This is a genomic window from Rhizobium lentis, assembly GCF_014200175.1.
GTDB classification, from domain to species: Bacteria; Pseudomonadota; Alphaproteobacteria; order Rhizobiales; family Rhizobiaceae; genus Rhizobium; species Rhizobium mulingense.
The window spans coordinates 454211-469910 of record NZ_JACHBD010000001.1; the positions used below are offsets into that span (position 1 = coordinate 454211).

Genomic DNA, 15700 nt, shown 5'->3' on the forward strand with positions numbered 1-15700 from the left:
GGGGCGCGCGTCTTCAACGCGCCCCGCCTTCTTGCCTTCGCTTGCGCTCAGCCTGCCGCCAACAGCAGCACATAGGCAATGACGCTCACCATCAATCCGCGAAAGGCGACAGTGACGCAGCGATATTTGCTGCGGGCGATGCAGGAAAGAATTTCGGCGTTTTCGAGATACTGATCGAAAAGATAGCGCTCGTCGCGCCGCAGGGCCGCTTCGAAGAACAGGTCGCGGTGCTTGGGCCAGGCGCCCCAAAAGAGCGAGGTCGATGTGCCCAGACGACGGGGCAGCACGACGAGGATGGCCGAGAGGATGGAGAAGACCGAGGCTGCGGCAAGCAGGCCCGAGAACAGAATGCTTCCCGGCGCGGCCCCGATATAACGTGCCGGGCTGAAGACTGCCCTCACCTCGCTGGAACTCACCAAAAAGGCGAGCATGAAAGTAAAGATATAGGCGGCCTTCTGATCGGATATCTTGATCTGATCATAAAATATGTCATTGATTTTCTTGATGTGGTCGAAATACTCGGCGCTGACATCTCCGCTCGACGGCCTGCTCAGCATAACCTCCGTGACATTTTCGAATTCGCTCACCTGAATACTCCGTCCCCTAAAGTGTTTCCCTGATATTACACTTTGCGGCGAAAGCAAGAACACGTGTGCAACGTGCTTGACTTTTTCACTCTGCAAAGACAAAGGGGAAGCGGGGTATGGGGTCGAGGTCATGCGGGGTTATTCCAATAACATCTGTCGCGTCGGGATGGCGCTGGCGTTTGCCGTGCCCGGTTTCGGGCTGCCTGTCATGGCCGATCCCGTGCCGCGCGCAACCCCGGTGGCGGGCTCCGTCATCGCCCGCAAGACCGGCGAGGAAGTCCGCTTCATCGACGTCTCGGACTGGCGCATCGTCGATATCAATCAGGATCTGTTGACCGGCGACGTGCTGCGCACCAATGCCAATGGCCAGCTCGCCATCGTTTTTTCCGATCACACCCAGGTCCGGCTCGGGCGCAATTCCTCGCTGCAGGTCAAGAAGATGGAGGCGAGCGGCGACACGATCCTCAATCTGCAGTCCGGTACGATCTGGGCGCGCGCCGAACGCGGCGGCCGGGGCCTGGCGGTCGAGACCCCCGCGGCGGCAGCCGCCATCCGCGGCACCGACTGGACGATGACCGTCGAGGGCGCCAAGACCTCGATGATCGTGCTCGAAGGCCGCGTGGCGCTCTCCAACCCGCAGGGCAGCGTCGAGGTTAGCGAGGGTGAAGGGGCGGTCGCCACCATCGGCCAGGCGCCGCACAAGATCATCAGCGTCAATCCCGATGATCGCGAACAGATGCTCTTCTATCTCGATCTGCGCGACGGCTTCGATCTGATGCCGACGTCACCACTACGGGCGGACCGTATGGCGACCGAGCGTCGCCGTCTGCTTGCGCTGCCGCCGGAGCGGCGCACGACCGAAGACTGGTTGGAACTCGCCGAAGTGCAGAGCGCCTTCGAGGGTCGCCAGGCAGCCGCCGCAACCTTGCAGAATATCCGCGGCCACAAGCTGACGGTGGCCCAGCAGGCGCGAGTCGATCTGATCGACGCCGCTATCGCCGGCTCGGAAAAGCGCTATTCCGATGCCGCCAGGCTCTTTCAGAAGGCATTGCCGCACCTCGACCCAACACGCCGCAACATGGCGCAGTATGGCGGCTATTTTGCAAGATCGCTCGCCGATCCCAAGCATGCCGAGCAGCCGCCCGCCAATACCGCCGGCCCCTATGGCGCGATCATGCAGGCCTATACCACAGGCTTCCTCGAGAATCCGCGCGCAGCACTCGAGATCATTAAGAAGGCGGAACAGCGCTATCCCGATGATCCGACCCTGCCAGCGGTTCGCGCCGAGCTGGCGGAGCTTATCGACGATCGCGAGCAGATGAAGGAAGCGGTGGAACGCTCGCTTGCCCTCGACCCCGACCATCCCATGGCACTCGCCGCCCGCGCCAGTTACAAAGCAGCCTACGAAAGCGACATTGATGGCGCGCTTGCCGATCTGAACCGCGCCATCGAGCTTGCCCCCGGCGCGTCCAGCACGCTGAATTCGCTCGGCCTGCTGCAGAGTTCGCGCGATGCCAATGGTGAAGCGGAAAAGGCTTTCAAGAAGGCGATCGAGCTCGATCCGCAGGACCCGCTGCTGCATGCAAACCTGGCGATCCTCTATCTCGACCAGGGCCGGATGAAAGAGGCCAAGCGCGAGATCGACACAGCAATCGCCCTCGATCCGTCGTTTGACATCGTGCTTCTCGCCCGCGGCCGCTATTACCTCCAAACCGGCGAACGCGACAAGGCGCTGCAAGACCTGCTCGCCGCCAGCACCGCCAATCCGGCGCATTCGCAATCCCAGCTGCTGCTCGCCGCCGCCCATTATGAAAAAGGCGACCGCATTCCGTCGCAGCAGGCGCTCGACAATGCCGACCGGCTCGACAACAACGACCCGGTTATCTCGTCCTTTCGCACCGCCGTCGATATTGATGATTACGACGCCGACGGCGCGATCCGCAACGCGCAGGAATACCTGCGTCGCTCCCGCGCCCGCGGCGGCGATTACAGTGCGCTCGGCGCCAATGCGAGTGCCGGCTCGACGCTCAACAACGCCTTCCGCCTGCAGGGCCTTGATGCCTGGGGCCGTTATTACGGCGATGCCGCCTTCGACCCCTTCAAAGGCACCGGTTACATCGACCAATCGATCAAGGGCAGCATCTTCCCCTATGTCAACGGGACCAGCTTCAGCGACGACAACATCATCCAGAACCGCGGCAACGCGTCGAGCTACTCGTCTTTCATCCAGGGTCTGCTGCTTTCTCCGCACATGCTGTCGGGCCGTTCGCGATCGGCAACGCTGTTCGACGTGCCTTTCATCGAAGGCTCGCTCGGCGGCGGCATCAACAGCGTCGACGGCCATACCAGACGCATCGGCGAAGCCGATATCCAGGGCTATTCCAACGAGACGATCCCGATCAGCTTCTATGGCAACCTGACTTGGGAAGAACTGGCGCTCGATGGGGACTATCGCGACTTCGGCGGATATGCGACCGACAATAAGCTGCTCGGCGGAAACGGCTATCTGACGGCGACGGTGACGCCGGATGACCGCGTCGTGGCCTATTTCAATCATGCCAACAATGATGGAACGTTGAATGCGCTGTCGACGGACCCCTCGCTCTCGGACGCGCTGAACCCCGTATTGCGCTTTTTCGGCTTGCCCCTGGCGCCGGACGAATTGCCGCTCTACACAACTCGGCGAGACACCACCCGACTTACCAGCGCCGGCCTTGGCTGGAGCCATACTTTCGCCTATGAGAACGTCGTGAACGCTGCGGTGCTCTATCAGCAGACCGAGGCCAAAACCACCAACGACATACAATTCGACTGGGCAGACGTGCCGCTTCTCGGCGGCCCCGGCCGGGACATTAGGCCTTTCCTGCAAACCAGCGACGAGAATGACTCGAAGGCCTACATCGCGGCCCTCAGCCACATTATTGGCGACGGGTCGCTGACCTGGCGTTACGGTGTCGAGGGCGGCTGGCTCGACGCGTCGCGCGAGACCTATTTCCATCTCGAGGATGTCATTCCAGGCCTCGTCGACGGCGTAACCGACGGACCCACGAAAGTTGAGAGCCGCATCAATATTGGCCGCGCCTATGTCGATCTCCTGCACGAAATCACGCCGAACCTGAAGGCCGAATATGCGCTCTTCGGCACGCGCCTGGAAGGCGACGGCGTTGACGTCAGCCGGCTCGAACCACGCTTCGGCCTTGCCTGGGCGCCGACGCAGAACCATTGGCTGCGCGCCGCTTTCATGCGCCAGAGCGCCGACACGGGCGTTCCCACGCTTGCGCCGATCGGCATCCTTGGCCTTCAGGCGAACCAGTTTTCCGTCGGCACTGAAGGTTACGTCGATACGGCGGCCTTTCAATGGGATGCCGAATGGACCGATCGTCTGTTCACCACGGTGGAGTACCAGCATCAGGAGCTCCATGATTTTTCGATCGGTCTACCCCTGATCGCTCTCCCGGCCATCGACAGCTTTCCGCTCTCGCGCGGCAGCATCGACCGCGCCGCCGTCACCGCCAATGTTGCGCTCGGCAACGGTTTCGGTCTTTCGGCCACCTACGCCTACATGGATTCGGAAAACAAGGATCCGGGGACCTTCAATTACGGTGGCTCCCTGCCCTATATCCCGAAGAATTCCGGCCAGATCGCGCTGACCTGGGTCAACGAGGCCAAGGTCAAGGCGACGGTGGCGGCAAATTACATCGGCGAGCGCGACGGCGACGATTTCGGTACCAAGCTCGACGACTACTGGAGCCTCGACGCCCACCTCGTCTGGGAACCCTTCGACAAGCGCATCGAGCTGGAGGCGGCGGCCTACAACCTGCTGGACGAGGATTTCGAGATCACGCCCGGCGTGCCCGGCTGGGGCCGCGCCTTCAAGGGCACGCTCAAAGTCCGCTTCTGATGCGGGCGGAGCACAAGCCGCGGCAGGGCGGGCTGGACCGCGGCCAGGCCGGAAGCCGCCGCCTCCGGCTGCTGGTGCTGTCGCTCACCGTGTTAATCGCCATATCGTTGCTGTCGCGCCTGCCCGCCTGGTCGCTGCTGGAGCTCAGAAGCTTCGACTATCTCTCGACGTTCGACGATCCGCGTCCGCCGCAGGGCGGACCCGTCATCGTCGCCATCGACGAGCCCTCGCTCGCCGATATCAACGCGCAATGGCCTTGGCCGCGCAGCCTGCATGCAGAACTTGTCAGCCAACTGCGCGCTGCCGGCGCCCGCGTCATCGGCCTCGACATCATTATGGCCGAACCATCCAACCCCGAAAACGACGCGGCAATCGCCAAGGCGGTCGGTCCCGATGTTGTGCTTGCCGGCGATGAAACGCTGATCGAGACGCCGCAAGCCTCGCAGCTGATCCGCGCCACGCCACTGCCGGCGCTGACCGACGCGGGCGCGGTGACCGGCATTGCCTCGATCGATCTCAGCGGCGACGGCATCTTCCGCCGTATTCCCGGTTATGAGGACGGCTTTGCCGCCATGCTGGCGAAAGCCTCGGGCGCAGCGGCGGAGATCCTGCCGGCCGGCCGGCTGATCCAATCCCTCGGCCCGGCCCGCAGCTATCCCACGGTTTCCTATTACCAGGCGCTTGATCCTCAGAATCTGCTGCCGCCGGGCTATTTCAAGGACCGCGTCGTCCTCGTCGGGCTCAGCCTGCAGAATGCTCCTGAAATCGACAAGGGCGGCGTCGATGCCTTCGCCACGCCTTACACCGTTCACACCGGCAAGCTTGTCCCCGGCGTCGAAATCCAGGCGACCATATACGACAATATCCGCTACGGCCTGTCGATCCGCGAAGCGCGCCTGCCGGCGGTCGCCGCCTGCATCCTGATCTCGGTGCTGCTTGCGGCCCTTACCGTCTGGCGCTCGACGGGATGGCTGACGATTGTCACCAGCGCGGCCGCCCTCCTCGCCTTCGCGGCGGTCAGTTTCGCCGGCATCCGGCTTGGCCGTGTCTTTGTTTCGCCGCTCGGGCCGACGGTCGCCTATATCGCGGTCGCCTTCGGCCAGGCTGCCTTCGACTATGCCGAGGAGCGCCGCAACAAACGCCAGATCATCCGGGCCTTCGCCCAATATATCTCGCCCGACCTCGTCCGGCGCCTGTCGAACGACCCCTCTCAACTAAAGCTCGGCGGCGAGCGGCGCACGCTGTCGGTGCTATTTTCCGACGTACGCGGCTTCACCACCATCGCCGAGACGCTGAAGGACGATCCGGAACAGCTGACCGGCCTGATCAACCGACTTCTGACGCCGCTCTCCGATGTGGTGATGGATCACGGCGGCACGATCGACAAATATATGGGCGACTGCATTATGGCCTTCTGGAATGCACCGCTCGACGATCCCGACCATGCGCTTCACGCCGTGCGCGCCTCGCTCGCCATGCAGGCGGCGATATCGAGGCTGAACGGCCAGCTGGAGCGTGAGGCGGCAGCCCTTGGCCGCAAGCCGCACGTCCTGAAGATGGGCGTCGGCATCAACACCGGCGAATGCATCGTCGGCAACATGGGCTCGACCCGCCGCTTCGACTATTCCTGCCTCGGCGACAGCGTCAACCTCGCCTCGCGCCTCGAAGGCGCCTCGAAGAATTACGGCGTAGCGCTGCTGCTCGGCGAGGAAACCGCAAGGCTGGTCGCCGATACTTACATCATCGTCGAACTCGACCGCATCATCGTCAAGGGCCGCACGGTCCCCTCGCCGATCTTCACCGTCGTGCACAAAGCCGACGCCGAAGCGCTGGCGGCTCATCAGGCCTTCATCGACGCAAAGTATACCGGGACGCTTGCACCATCGCATGTCATCTTCGAAAAACTGGCCGGCGATATCCCCGAGCTTGCCGCCTATTACGCGATCGTGCAGGATGCGCTGGTTGGCGATGGTGGGGAGTAAGTCGGGGACTAATTCCACCAGCGGGCGGCTAAGTGGATGAGACTTTTCGATCTAACGGTAATGATGGGGTCTTTCAATCTGCCCTCATTAGCGTGGGAGACCGCTATCTATTCGGAGCCACCAGACCGGAGCTCAAGGATCACCTTTCCGGAAACCAGCTTTTCGATGGCCACCATGTTTTCGGCACCCGATGTTTTCGCTGGGAATTCGATCTGAAGCTGCCGTCCAGAAAACAGAACCGGGTCATTTAGGTGCGGCGATAAAACGATATTAGGGTCAATCAAGACATCTATGTTCTTGCCGACATGACGCGCGGTAAATTCGGAAAAATTTCGGGAGCCGTCAGAGGTAAGGGTCAGCCGAAGTCGATTCTCTTGGCTTGACCGCGCAACCACTTCTCCGCTCGCGACCTGCAATTGAACAGTTTCTGCTATCGCGAGACCCGCCCATGAAACTGAGCAAGAAAAGATAAACGCAGCTATTTTTGTTCTCATTCGATCACTCCGATCCCGGCCTCAATCTGCTCGCATGCCTCGTTGACGGCAGTGCCTTAAGGAGTAATTGCCCGCAACTCCGCGACCTCAGGTCCAACCACCGCGATGAACAATCCAGGATCGCCGAGACCCCGCGCCGACAGCATCGCCCCATGAACGGAAGCCATCAGCATCTGGGCCTGCTCTTCCGGCCGCCTGTCCAGCCGGAACAGCCCCTGCTCGACGCCGGCCTTTAGCACCGAGGTCAGCCATGCCGCCAGATTTCGGAAATGGGCGCGCACCCGTGATGCCACCTCGTCGGGCAGCATCTGCATTTCGCTGGCGAGCATGGCGCAGACGCAGAAAGGCTGCGAGGCGTTCTCGATGCAGGAACGCCAGTAGTCGACGTAGAACTGCAACTGATCGGCAGGGCTTGCGGTCCGCTCGCGCAAAGACTGCAAACCCGCCTCCGCCTGCTTGGCATAACGATTCACCAGCACCGCGACCAGCTCGGCCTTCGCAGGAAAATGGTGGTGGATACTCGCCTTCCGGATGCCGATCGCGGCCGAGATGTCGGCATAGCTGAAGCCGTTATAGCCGCCCGCCACGATGAGCGACTCGGCGACGTCGAGAATTTTGTCCGAGGTGGAGGCCATTGATTTCATAACGCCGCCTACCTTTTGGTAGGGAGATTGTCAAGCCCTGGCGCTCCCCTCTCCCCTTTCACACGAAGGTGTCCGCAAACCACGTTGACTTCACCTCGCAACCTTCCTACTAGTAGGTAGACAAAACAAGGAGAACCTTCCCATGCAAACCGAATCTTACAACCAGTCCGAGTGGCTGCGATCCTATTATTTCGCCCGCGCCGCATTCTCGGTCATCTGGATTGCCGCCGCCATTGCCTTTGCCGGACAGCCGGGCGCGGCGGCCTTTCTGCTGGTGAGCTATCCCTTGTGGGATGCGCTTGCCAATCTGGTCGACGCCCGGGTCAATGGCGGCCTGCGCTCCAACCCGTCGCAGACTTGAACGTCGCGGTCAGCACGGTCACGGCGCTCGCCGTCATTATCGCTCTTTGCGTCGGCACCCATGCCGTCCTCGCCGTCTTTGGGGCCTGGGCCATTCTCTCCGGTCTGTTGCAGCTCCATACCGGCGTGAGGCGCTGGCGCACCCAGGGCGCCCAATGGGTGATGATCCTCAGTGGCGCGCAATCCGTCCTCGCTGGCGGCTTCATGATCGGCCGATCGCTTGGCGCCGCCACGCCGACGATCCTCGATATAGTGCCCTATGCAGGCTTTGGCGCATTCTACTTCCTGCTCTCCTCGGCCTGGCTCGCGGTCGCAGTCTACCGCAGGGCGCATTCATAGGCGCCATCCCGTTCTTGTGGCGGCAAACTTGCCGCCGCAGCAGGCCGCATCGGCCCATTCCAAGATCTCGGCGATACAGGAGATTTGCTGGAGACGATGACATTCTTTCGCGCTATGAAGGGTGATCACAGTCCCCGCCCATAGGCCCCGAGGTCACTCCCATGGCTTTGAAAGTTCTCTTCGTCGGCGGCACCGGCCAGATCTCCTATCCCTGCGTCGAGCGCGCCGTCGCCGCGGGCCACCATGTCAGCGTCTACAATCGCGGTTTGAGAGATGCCGCCCTGCCCGCCGGCATCACCTCGATCGTCGGCGAACTGAGATCGAGCGCCTACGCCGATCTCGCCAGGGCCGGATATGACGTCGTCTGCCAGTTCATTGCCTTCACACCCGATCAAGTCGCCCGCGACATCGAGGTCTTCTCGGGCAATTGCGGCCAGTACATCTTCATCTCCTCAGCCTCGGTCTATGAAAAGCCGCCGCGTCACTATGTGATCACCGAGGAGACGCCGGCGATCAATCCTTACTGGCCCTACAGCCAGGCCAAGATCGCCTGCGAGGAATTACTGAAGAAATCCGCCAACCTCGCCTGGACGATCGTCCGCCCCAGCCACACCGTGCGCACCGGCCTGCCGATAATGATGGGGGACAGCGACATCATGGCAAGGCGCATGCTGGATGGCGAGCCCATCATCGTGGCGGGCGACGGCCACACGCCCTGGACGCTGACCCGCTCAGTCGATTTCGCCGTGCCTTTCGTCGGCCTGTTCGGCAAGCAGGCGGCGCTGAACGAGATTTTCCATATCACCTCCGACCGCGCGCATATCTGGGACGACATCCAGAAGACGATCGCAAGGCTGCTCGGCGTCGAGGCGAAGATCGTCCACGTGCCGACGGACACGCTGATCCGCTACAACGCGGAATGGATCGGCCCGCTCCTCGGCGACAAGGCGTGGACTGCCATCTTCGACAATTCCAAGGTCAAGCGCGTGGCGGGCGACTTCACCTGCGCCGAAAGCCTCGACGAAATCCTCGCCGACTCGATCATGCACCTCAAGCAGCGCCTGGCCAAAAGCCTGCCGCCAAGGGGTGAGCTGGATGCCCTGATCGACAGGATTTGCGCCGATCAAGGCGCTTTAGGCTAGGATATTCCGCGGGCGTGAACAGTTGGCGACAACCGGCCGCGGGAGGCGCGACCGCCTCGTCTGTCGATGAGAATGGCCGGCCGAAAGGGCCCGCCCTGCTCTATTTCTTTCTTACATTGATATTGACCGTGACGTCCTTGATTGTCCCTTCGCCGTAGGAGACCCTCACCTTATACATATCCTTTCCGGAATATCCGCTATTGGAAGTATAATATTCGGACACGCCAGCAGATTTCCTGGAATTGCACCTGATCTGAGGGGCGCCTGTCGGATAATGTGAGAGAATCTTTTCGCTGACGAATTCTACCGATCCATGCGCGGGAGGCTGCACAAGTTTTATGCTCGGCATTGTCGCAGCGGTGCAGTCTGCATTCAGATTGTAAGACTGGCCCATTTTTGTCCGCTCTCCACTCACGGCGCGGCTATGATCGGTAGAGACCTGAACACCATCCTTGCTGGTAACGCATCCGGACAGACCCAAAGTTACGGAAAGTATGGAAATTAGAATATGGCTTGCTCTGAACAATCGCGAACCCGGCATTGTTCTTATCATCCTATGGTTTTAACAATATTACAATTCACCTTATCCAATCGGCAGCTCATTGCAATGGCGCGGGCCGCCTCACGGCTGGTCCGGCAGCAGACATCCTATCCTTGCCCAGATCCGAGATCTTGCCCGTCTGTCGAGGGTAAAGCGGCATTCTCCGATGCCTTTGCTTAGGCGGGCATCCCACCTCAGGATGAGGCTCTCGTGGACGCCGGCGCCTTGGCAACGCCCTCGGACGAGACCAATGGCGCGGCTTCCTCGTCCCTATTCAGCCGCCGCGCCCCCAGCGGGGCCTCCTGCCTGAAGCCGTCGAAACAGCGGCCGCCGTGCAAAGCGAGCTCGCGGTCAGCCAATGCGAGGATCTGGCTGCCGTCACCCTGCGCCGCCAGCCTGAATGCAGCGTCGAACTCGGCTGCGAGCTGCACATCCAGCTTCCTGATGAGACGCGGCGCCCATTTGCCGCGGCCGGTCCATGCGCCGCGCCCGAGCAAAATCAGATCGGCGAGCTTCTGGTAGAGAGCTGCGGCGATGGCGGCGATTTCCTCCGGCGAGCGGTCGCCGCGCAGGTCATCGGCCAAATCGGTGACCTGATAGCGCAACATGTCGTAGCTTGCGCCGGCAAGCAGCTTCGGTCCTGAGGCCAGCACACCCGCCGCCTTTGCCTGGATCAGCCGCGCACGCTCGATATCCGACCCCACGATGCGACCCGCGGCGACCATGTTGACCACGATCGGGCAGCCGCTCTCGGCATCGGCATGAAGATAGTGCGCCAGCGTCTCTTCGTCGTGGATGAAGGCTTCGACCGGGAAGCCCTCATGCGTGAAGGATTCCCGCCAGGCCCTTTCCAGCGACGGAAACACGACGACGAGATCGATGTCCGAAAACGCCGTCCCTTCGCCGCGCATCAGGGAGCCGGTGGCGTAAGCGAAAGCCGCCCCGACGTAACGGTTGGCGACGCAGCGGCGGGCGGCAGCGAGCACCTGCTCCGCAAGATTGTCTCTTTGCAGTTCGTCCATGATCTCGTCCTTGAATGCGGGAGGCGAGCGGGCAAACAAAAACCCGCTCGTTTCCGGCGGGTTGGGCCTCAGCAGCAATGAACGGAATTCAGTTCACGCGTCGCCACCCACCGCCGAGGCGGTGGTCGTAGACGTCGAAACTGCGAACATTCTGTTCATGTCGGCGAGGATATCGCGCGGCAGCGATAGCGTCAATCTGCCGAGAATGCTTCCCCGCCCCGCCGTTTTCCGTCTAAGATGAGGGAAAGACTCGTCAACAGGAAGAGCCCGCCCATGTCCGATCCCGCCACCGTCATCCCGCTTCCGCAACCGGTTCTGCTGCCGGTGGACGGCAGCGACGAGCGCTTTCCGGTGCGCCGCGTCTATTGTGTCGGCCGCAATTACGCCGACCATGCGATCGAGATGGGCCATGACCCCAGCCGCGAGCCGCCCTTTTTCTTCCAGAAAAATGCCGACAACCTGCTGCCGGCCGGGCAGGCCTTTCCCTATCCGCCGCTCTCGAACGACGTACATTACGAAGTCGAATGCGTGCTGGCGCTGAAATCGGGCGGTGCAAACATCGAAGCCGGCCGAGCGCTCGACTGCATCTACGGCTATGCCGTCGGCATCGATTTCACCCGCCGAGATCTTCAGGGTGAGGCAAAGAAGCTCGGCCGCCCCTGGGAACTGGCCAAGGCCTTCGAACATTCCGCGCCCGTCTCGCCGATCGTGCCGGCCAGCCGCATCGGCCATCCCGGCGAAGGCCGGATCTGGCTGGAGCAGAACGGCAAGCGCGTCCAGGACGGCAATCTCAGCCAGATGATCTGGAAGGTGCCGGAGATCATCGCCGAACTTTCGAAACTCTTCGTGCTGGCGCCCGGCGATGTCATCATGACCGGCACGCCAGCCGGCGTCGGCGCGGTGTCGAAGGGCGACCGCGTCACCTGCGGCATCGACGGCGTTGCGACGCTGTCTGTCGAGGTCGTCTGACCGGGAGGAAATCATGCCGATCTACGCTCTTGGCGGATTGACGCCGAAACTGCCGCCTGCCGGCCTTCACTGGATCGCCCCAGATGCCCATGTCATCGGGGATATCGAACTCGGCGAGAATGTCGGCATCTGGTTCGGCGCGGTGCTGCGCGGCGACAACGAGAAGATCACCATTGGCGCCGGCACCAACATCCAGGAAGGCGTGACGGCCCATACCGACATGGGCTTTCCGCTGACGACGGGAGAGAGTTGCACCATCGGGCACCACGCCATCCTGCACGGCTGCACGCTCGGCGACAATGTGCTGATCGGCATGGGCGCGACCATCCTGAACGGCGCCAAGATCGGCAATAACTGCCTGGTCGGCGCCAATGCACTCGTCACCGAAGGCAAGGAATTTCCGGATAATTCACTGATCGTCGGCGCCCCCGCCCGTGTCGTGCGGGGGCTCGATGAGAAGGCTATCGAAAGCATCCGCCGCTCGGCGGAGAATTATGTAAAGAATTGGCAGCGTTTTGCGCGGGATCTGAAGCAGATCGGGTGATCGGCGGGGGCTGGTGCCGCCCTCGCCCTTCGAAGCCCTGCGGGCGCTTCAGGATGAAGTCGGAGAGAAGCGCGGCCTGCCTGCCGGAGAACATAATCGCCGACCGGCAATCGATTTGCGTGACGTCGACGCTGATCTCAGCGCCGCCTCCGCAGTCAACAGCCACGTTGTCCGCAGTTCCCGAAGTAATAAGCAATAACGCTGAAAAAAATCCTTATTCGGCGGCTTCCATGAACTGGCTCGCTCCAGACGAGGCGACGAGCGCCCGAACCCTGGCTTCCGTCTTGGCTATCAACTGATAGAATTCGTCCTGCGCTTCGATATCCAGTTGAATGACCGCATTGACATCATCGGGCGTATCGCAAACACAGGCGACCGCCGAAATGGGACAGATGCCACCGGGGTAACGCTTGCCGGTCCCCGTATATGCGCGACGACCCCAACGCTCGGAATAGACCGTTTCCTCCCGATCGAGGTGGAGGATCGTTCCCTTGCAGGCGGTCACAATGGCCGCCTTGCCGTAAGCGAACCAATGATAGTTCAGCTTGCGGAGAATATATTTGCCAGTGATGTCTTCGCCAGCCAGTTCGGCAGGGTCTTCTATCATTCTGATCATGACGGCGTCCTCAACGTCTGGGCAATATCCTTCAAGTCCTCTTGCGCAGCAAGTCAAAAAACGCTGCTTTTGGAGGCACTTAGTCACAAAGTGTTTCCGATTCTTACATCGTCTACGTTTTACGCCGCTTGCGGATGCACAATTCTTCGTCGAATTTACAGCGACCTGCACCCGTTTCACCCTCTCGCGCGCAGCAATGTTCATGCGCCTCGCCACTCAGGCTTGAAATGTCCCGATAAAGCCGGAAGCCGCACCAGTCTCCGCCGTTCGGCGGCATCGAGACACCGCGGAATGGCGCAGGAGACTTTCGATCCGCAAGATGGGGCCAGTTTGCAGCCGAGCGCACTGGCTCGCCAAGCATCTTGCGTTTGCACGACGCGCGGGGTTCAGGAGAATTCGCCGGCGCGGGGACCGGCAAGTGTCACCCGCCAGCCGGTTCGCGACTGAAAATCCTGGGTGGCCAAAAACGTATAGCCCGTCATGCGCCAGAGCCTGACGGCGCTGGACAGATTATCGAGCACGTAATCGCCACCGTCTGTGCGGGCAATAAGAACGACGTGATTTTGATCATGCGGGCCAATGACCACTGAAAGCGCCAGCCTGTTTGACGGAAAACCAGCGTCGATCAGGTCTTTCATCTTCTGGAGGGCATAGTCCTCACAGTCGCCCCGGCCGGCAACCGGCAGAGACCAGACATCTCCGTGGGAAGACGGACGATCTTCCGCGGGAATGATGCGTCCATTGACCGCCCGATTGACCTTTTGAAGCAGCGCTATGCCTGCCGCGTCGTGCGGCTGTTGAACCGCCATCCTGCCGCACAGCCACTTGTACTTGGCGCAGGCCGCCGCAAACCCCACGGGCGCGCCGATACTTCTCGTCACAGGCAAGGAGGATCCGGCAATAGCCTGAAAAGGCACAAGAAAGGACAAAATGACAGCGAGAGAAAGTAGACGCTTCATAGCCGATTCCCTTATTTCCACCTTCACAATAACACGGCCGGGATAAAAATTTATTAAAATTTTATACTTGCGAATTTAACCGTAATATCTAATAAAGACAGATTAACCATCGTTTATTCTTTCCGTTAATAGATCGTTAGTATAAAAGCTCTCCCCATTAACCTCCAGTTAACCCTTGGGAGACTTTGAAATGCGCAGCAGAGCATCGAAATTCAGCGTCGCCGTTGCTTTCCTTATGGCAAGTAGCAGCTTGACCATGGCAGCCCCGGCAGTCGTTAATTGCAATACCGCCGTGCGCGGCACGCTCGAATACCGGTTGTGCATGCCGACCAAATCAATTCAAGCCGGCAGCAAATTCAACCGGAACGACAGCGATCGCAGCAGCCGAGGCATCGGCGACGGCCAGAAGACGTCGAGCACCAGTCCTACTGCCGAGTCCAGTGGCAATAGTGGCAGTGGCAATCAGGTTGCGGATGATGGCGGAAACGACACTGGCGACAACACCGGTGATAATACTGGTGACAACACCGGCAACACCGGCGGCAATACCGGTGGTAACACTGGCGACAATACTGGTGACGACACCGGTAACAACACCGGCGACAACGACCACGGCCACGGCCATCACGGCGGCAAGGGCGGCAAGGGCGGCAAAGATCACGATCATGGCAAAGGTGGCCATGGGAAAGACAACCATGGCGACAAGGGCGGCAAGGATCACGGGCACGGCAAGGACGCCCATGGAAAAGACAGCCACGGCAGCAAGGAAGATCACGGTAGGGGTGGGAACGACGGTCGCGGCAAGGGCGACAATGGAGGCTCCGACAAGAGCGACAATGGCAGCTCTGGCAAGAACGAAAACGGCGGCTCCGGCAAGAGCGACAATGGCGGTTCCGACAAGAGCGACAATGGCGGTTCCGGCAAGAACGAAAACGGCGGCTCCGGTAAGAGCGACAATGGCGGTTCCGGCAAGAGCGACAACGGCGGCTCCGGCAAGAGCGACAATAGCGGTTCCGACAAGAGCGACAATGGCGGTTCCGGCAAGAGCGACAATGGCGGTTCCGACAAGAGCGACAACGGCGGTTCCGGCAAGAGCGACAACGGCGGCTCCGGCAAGAGCGACAATAGCGGTTCCGACAAGAGCGACAATGGCGGTTCCGGCAAGAGCGACAATGGCGGTTCCGACAAGAGCGACAATGGCGGTTCCGGCAAGAGCGACAACGGCGGTTCCGAAAAGAACGACAATGGCGGCTCCGACAAGACCGACAACGGCGGTTCTGGCAAGAGCGACAAAGGCGGTTCCGGCAAGGGCGGACCGAACTGAGCTTGTCATCGTAGAAACGCAAAAGGTAAGGCCGGTCTCCGGCCTCACCTTTCCTGGATCATCGGCTTGAACCTCAATCGCCGGCCATTACCGTTCTCTGAAAAAGGACATGGCGGCGAACCAGGCGGGCTGCTCCGGCAGATTCCAGACCATAGTCTGGCGATCAACCTTGTGTTTGGCCGCCCACGCTCGATATGAGTCTCATCGGCCAGACGCCCGCTCCCCTGCTTAAATCCTGGGAACAGTGGGCCGGCGCCCTGCCAGCAGGAGACTCTC

At 61.0% G+C, this 15700-nt stretch carries 11 protein-coding genes and 2 pseudogenes; 7 read left to right on the forward strand and 6 right to left on the reverse strand.

What is annotated here, in order from left to right:
- Positions 1-47: 47 nt before the first annotated feature.
- Positions 48-587, reverse strand: coding sequence for a Pycsar system effector family protein (locus tag GGI60_RS02280; protein WP_183913881.1), 540 nt, complete (start codon positions 585-587; stop codon positions 48-50).
- A 130-nt stretch (positions 588-717) separates the two neighbouring features.
- Here GGI60_RS02280 and GGI60_RS02285 point away from each other — a divergent pair, with 130 nt between their 5' ends.
- The gene (locus GGI60_RS02285) at positions 718-4488 is read left to right on the forward strand and encodes a FecR domain-containing protein (RefSeq protein ID WP_183912949.1); all 3771 of its coding nucleotides are present in this window, start codon (positions 718-720) and stop codon (positions 4486-4488) included.
- Positions 4488-6470 carry a CHASE2 domain-containing protein gene (locus tag GGI60_RS02290; RefSeq protein WP_183912947.1) on the forward strand — a complete coding sequence of 661 codons (1983 nt, stop codon included), beginning with the start codon at positions 4488-4490 and terminating at the stop codon, positions 6468-6470. Before GGI60_RS02285 ends, GGI60_RS02290 begins: the two co-directional genes overlap by 1 nt.
- A 107-nt stretch (positions 6471-6577) precedes the next feature.
- On the opposite strand, the gene GGI60_RS02295 is transcribed toward GGI60_RS02290, so the two are convergent.
- Both GGI60_RS02295 and GGI60_RS02300 read right to left on the reverse strand, forming a co-directional pair.
- Positions 6578-6964, reverse strand: a complete 387-nt coding sequence (locus tag GGI60_RS02295; protein ID WP_183912945.1) for a SecDF P1 head subdomain-containing protein — start codon at positions 6962-6964, stop codon at positions 6578-6580.
- 56 nt (positions 6965-7020) lie between these two features.
- Positions 7021-7608 carry a TetR/AcrR family transcriptional regulator gene (locus tag GGI60_RS02300; protein WP_183912943.1) on the reverse strand — a complete coding sequence of 196 codons (588 nt, stop codon included), beginning with the start codon at positions 7606-7608 and terminating at the stop codon, positions 7021-7023.
- Positions 7609-7750: 142 nt separating this feature from the next.
- Here GGI60_RS02300 and GGI60_RS02305 point away from each other — a divergent pair.
- Together GGI60_RS02305 and GGI60_RS02310 are read left to right on the forward strand one after the other, a co-directional pair.
- A pseudogene (locus GGI60_RS02305) lies at positions 7751-8307 on the forward strand (DUF308 domain-containing protein).
- Positions 8308-8468: 161 nt separating this feature from the next.
- Complete coding sequence (locus GGI60_RS02310) at positions 8469-9449, forward strand: SDR family oxidoreductase (protein ID WP_183912941.1); 981 nt, start codon at positions 8469-8471, stop codon at positions 9447-9449.
- A gap of 816 nt (positions 9450-10265) precedes the next feature.
- Here the strand turns inward: GGI60_RS02310 and GGI60_RS02315 are convergent.
- A pseudogene (locus GGI60_RS02315) lies at positions 10266-11012 on the reverse strand (nucleotidyltransferase domain-containing protein); the annotation flags it as partial.
- A 273-nt stretch (positions 11013-11285) separates the two neighbouring features.
- Between GGI60_RS02315 and GGI60_RS02320 the strand changes: the two are divergent.
- Positions 11286-11981, forward strand: a complete 696-nt coding sequence (locus tag GGI60_RS02320; protein WP_183912937.1) for a fumarylacetoacetate hydrolase family protein — start codon at positions 11286-11288, stop codon at positions 11979-11981.
- A gap of 13 nt (positions 11982-11994) precedes the next feature.
- Entirely contained in the window at positions 11995-12525 is a 531-nt protein-coding gene (locus tag GGI60_RS02325; protein ID WP_183912936.1) for a gamma carbonic anhydrase family protein, read from the forward strand.
- Between the two features lie 214 nt (positions 12526-12739).
- Here the strand turns inward: GGI60_RS02325 and GGI60_RS02330 are convergent, their stop codons facing one another.
- Together GGI60_RS02330 and GGI60_RS02335 are read right to left on the reverse strand one after the other, a co-directional pair.
- Positions 12740-13141, reverse strand: a complete 402-nt coding sequence (locus GGI60_RS02330) for a hypothetical protein (protein ID WP_183912935.1) — start codon at positions 13139-13141, stop codon at positions 12740-12742.
- A gap of 386 nt (positions 13142-13527) precedes the next feature.
- Positions 13528-14100, reverse strand: a complete 573-nt coding sequence (locus GGI60_RS02335) for a transglutaminase-like cysteine peptidase (protein ID WP_183912934.1) — start codon at positions 14098-14100, stop codon at positions 13528-13530.
- 190 nt (positions 14101-14290) lie between these two features.
- Between GGI60_RS02335 and GGI60_RS02340 the strand changes: the two genes are divergently transcribed.
- The gene (locus GGI60_RS02340) at positions 14291-15424 is read left to right on the forward strand and encodes a hypothetical protein (protein ID WP_183934447.1); all 1134 of its coding nucleotides are present in this window, start codon (positions 14291-14293) and stop codon (positions 15422-15424) included.
- Positions 15425-15700 lie beyond the last annotated feature (276 nt).

Coding starts and splice junctions, on each gene's coding strand:
- GGI60_RS02320 (WP_183912937.1), top strand. CDS start 11,286: ATGTCCGATCCCGCCACCGTCATCCCGCTTCCGCAACCGGTTCTGCTG.
- GGI60_RS02290 (WP_183912947.1), top strand. CDS start 4,488: ATGCGGGCGGAGCACAAGCCGCGGCAGGGCGGGCTGGACCGCGGCCAG.
- GGI60_RS02325 (WP_183912936.1), top strand. CDS start 11,995: ATGCCGATCTACGCTCTTGGCGGATTGACGCCGAAACTGCCGCCTGCC.
- GGI60_RS02285 (WP_183912949.1), top strand. CDS start 718: ATGCGGGGTTATTCCAATAACATCTGTCGCGTCGGGATGGCGCTGGCG.
- GGI60_RS02335 (WP_183912934.1), bottom strand. CDS start 14,100: ATGAAGCGTCTACTTTCTCTCGCTGTCATTTTGTCCTTTCTTGTGCCT.
- GGI60_RS02300 (WP_183912943.1), bottom strand. CDS start 7,608: ATGAAATCAATGGCCTCCACCTCGGACAAAATTCTCGACGTCGCCGAG.
- GGI60_RS02295 (WP_183912945.1), bottom strand. CDS start 6,964: ATGAGAACAAAAATAGCTGCGTTTATCTTTTCTTGCTCAGTTTCATGG.
- GGI60_RS02340 (WP_183934447.1), top strand. CDS start 14,291: ATGCGCAGCAGAGCATCGAAATTCAGCGTCGCCGTTGCTTTCCTTATG.
- GGI60_RS02330 (WP_183912935.1), bottom strand. CDS start 13,141: ATGATCAGAATGATAGAAGACCCTGCCGAACTGGCTGGCGAAGACATC.
- GGI60_RS02310 (WP_183912941.1), top strand. CDS start 8,469: ATGGCTTTGAAAGTTCTCTTCGTCGGCGGCACCGGCCAGATCTCCTAT.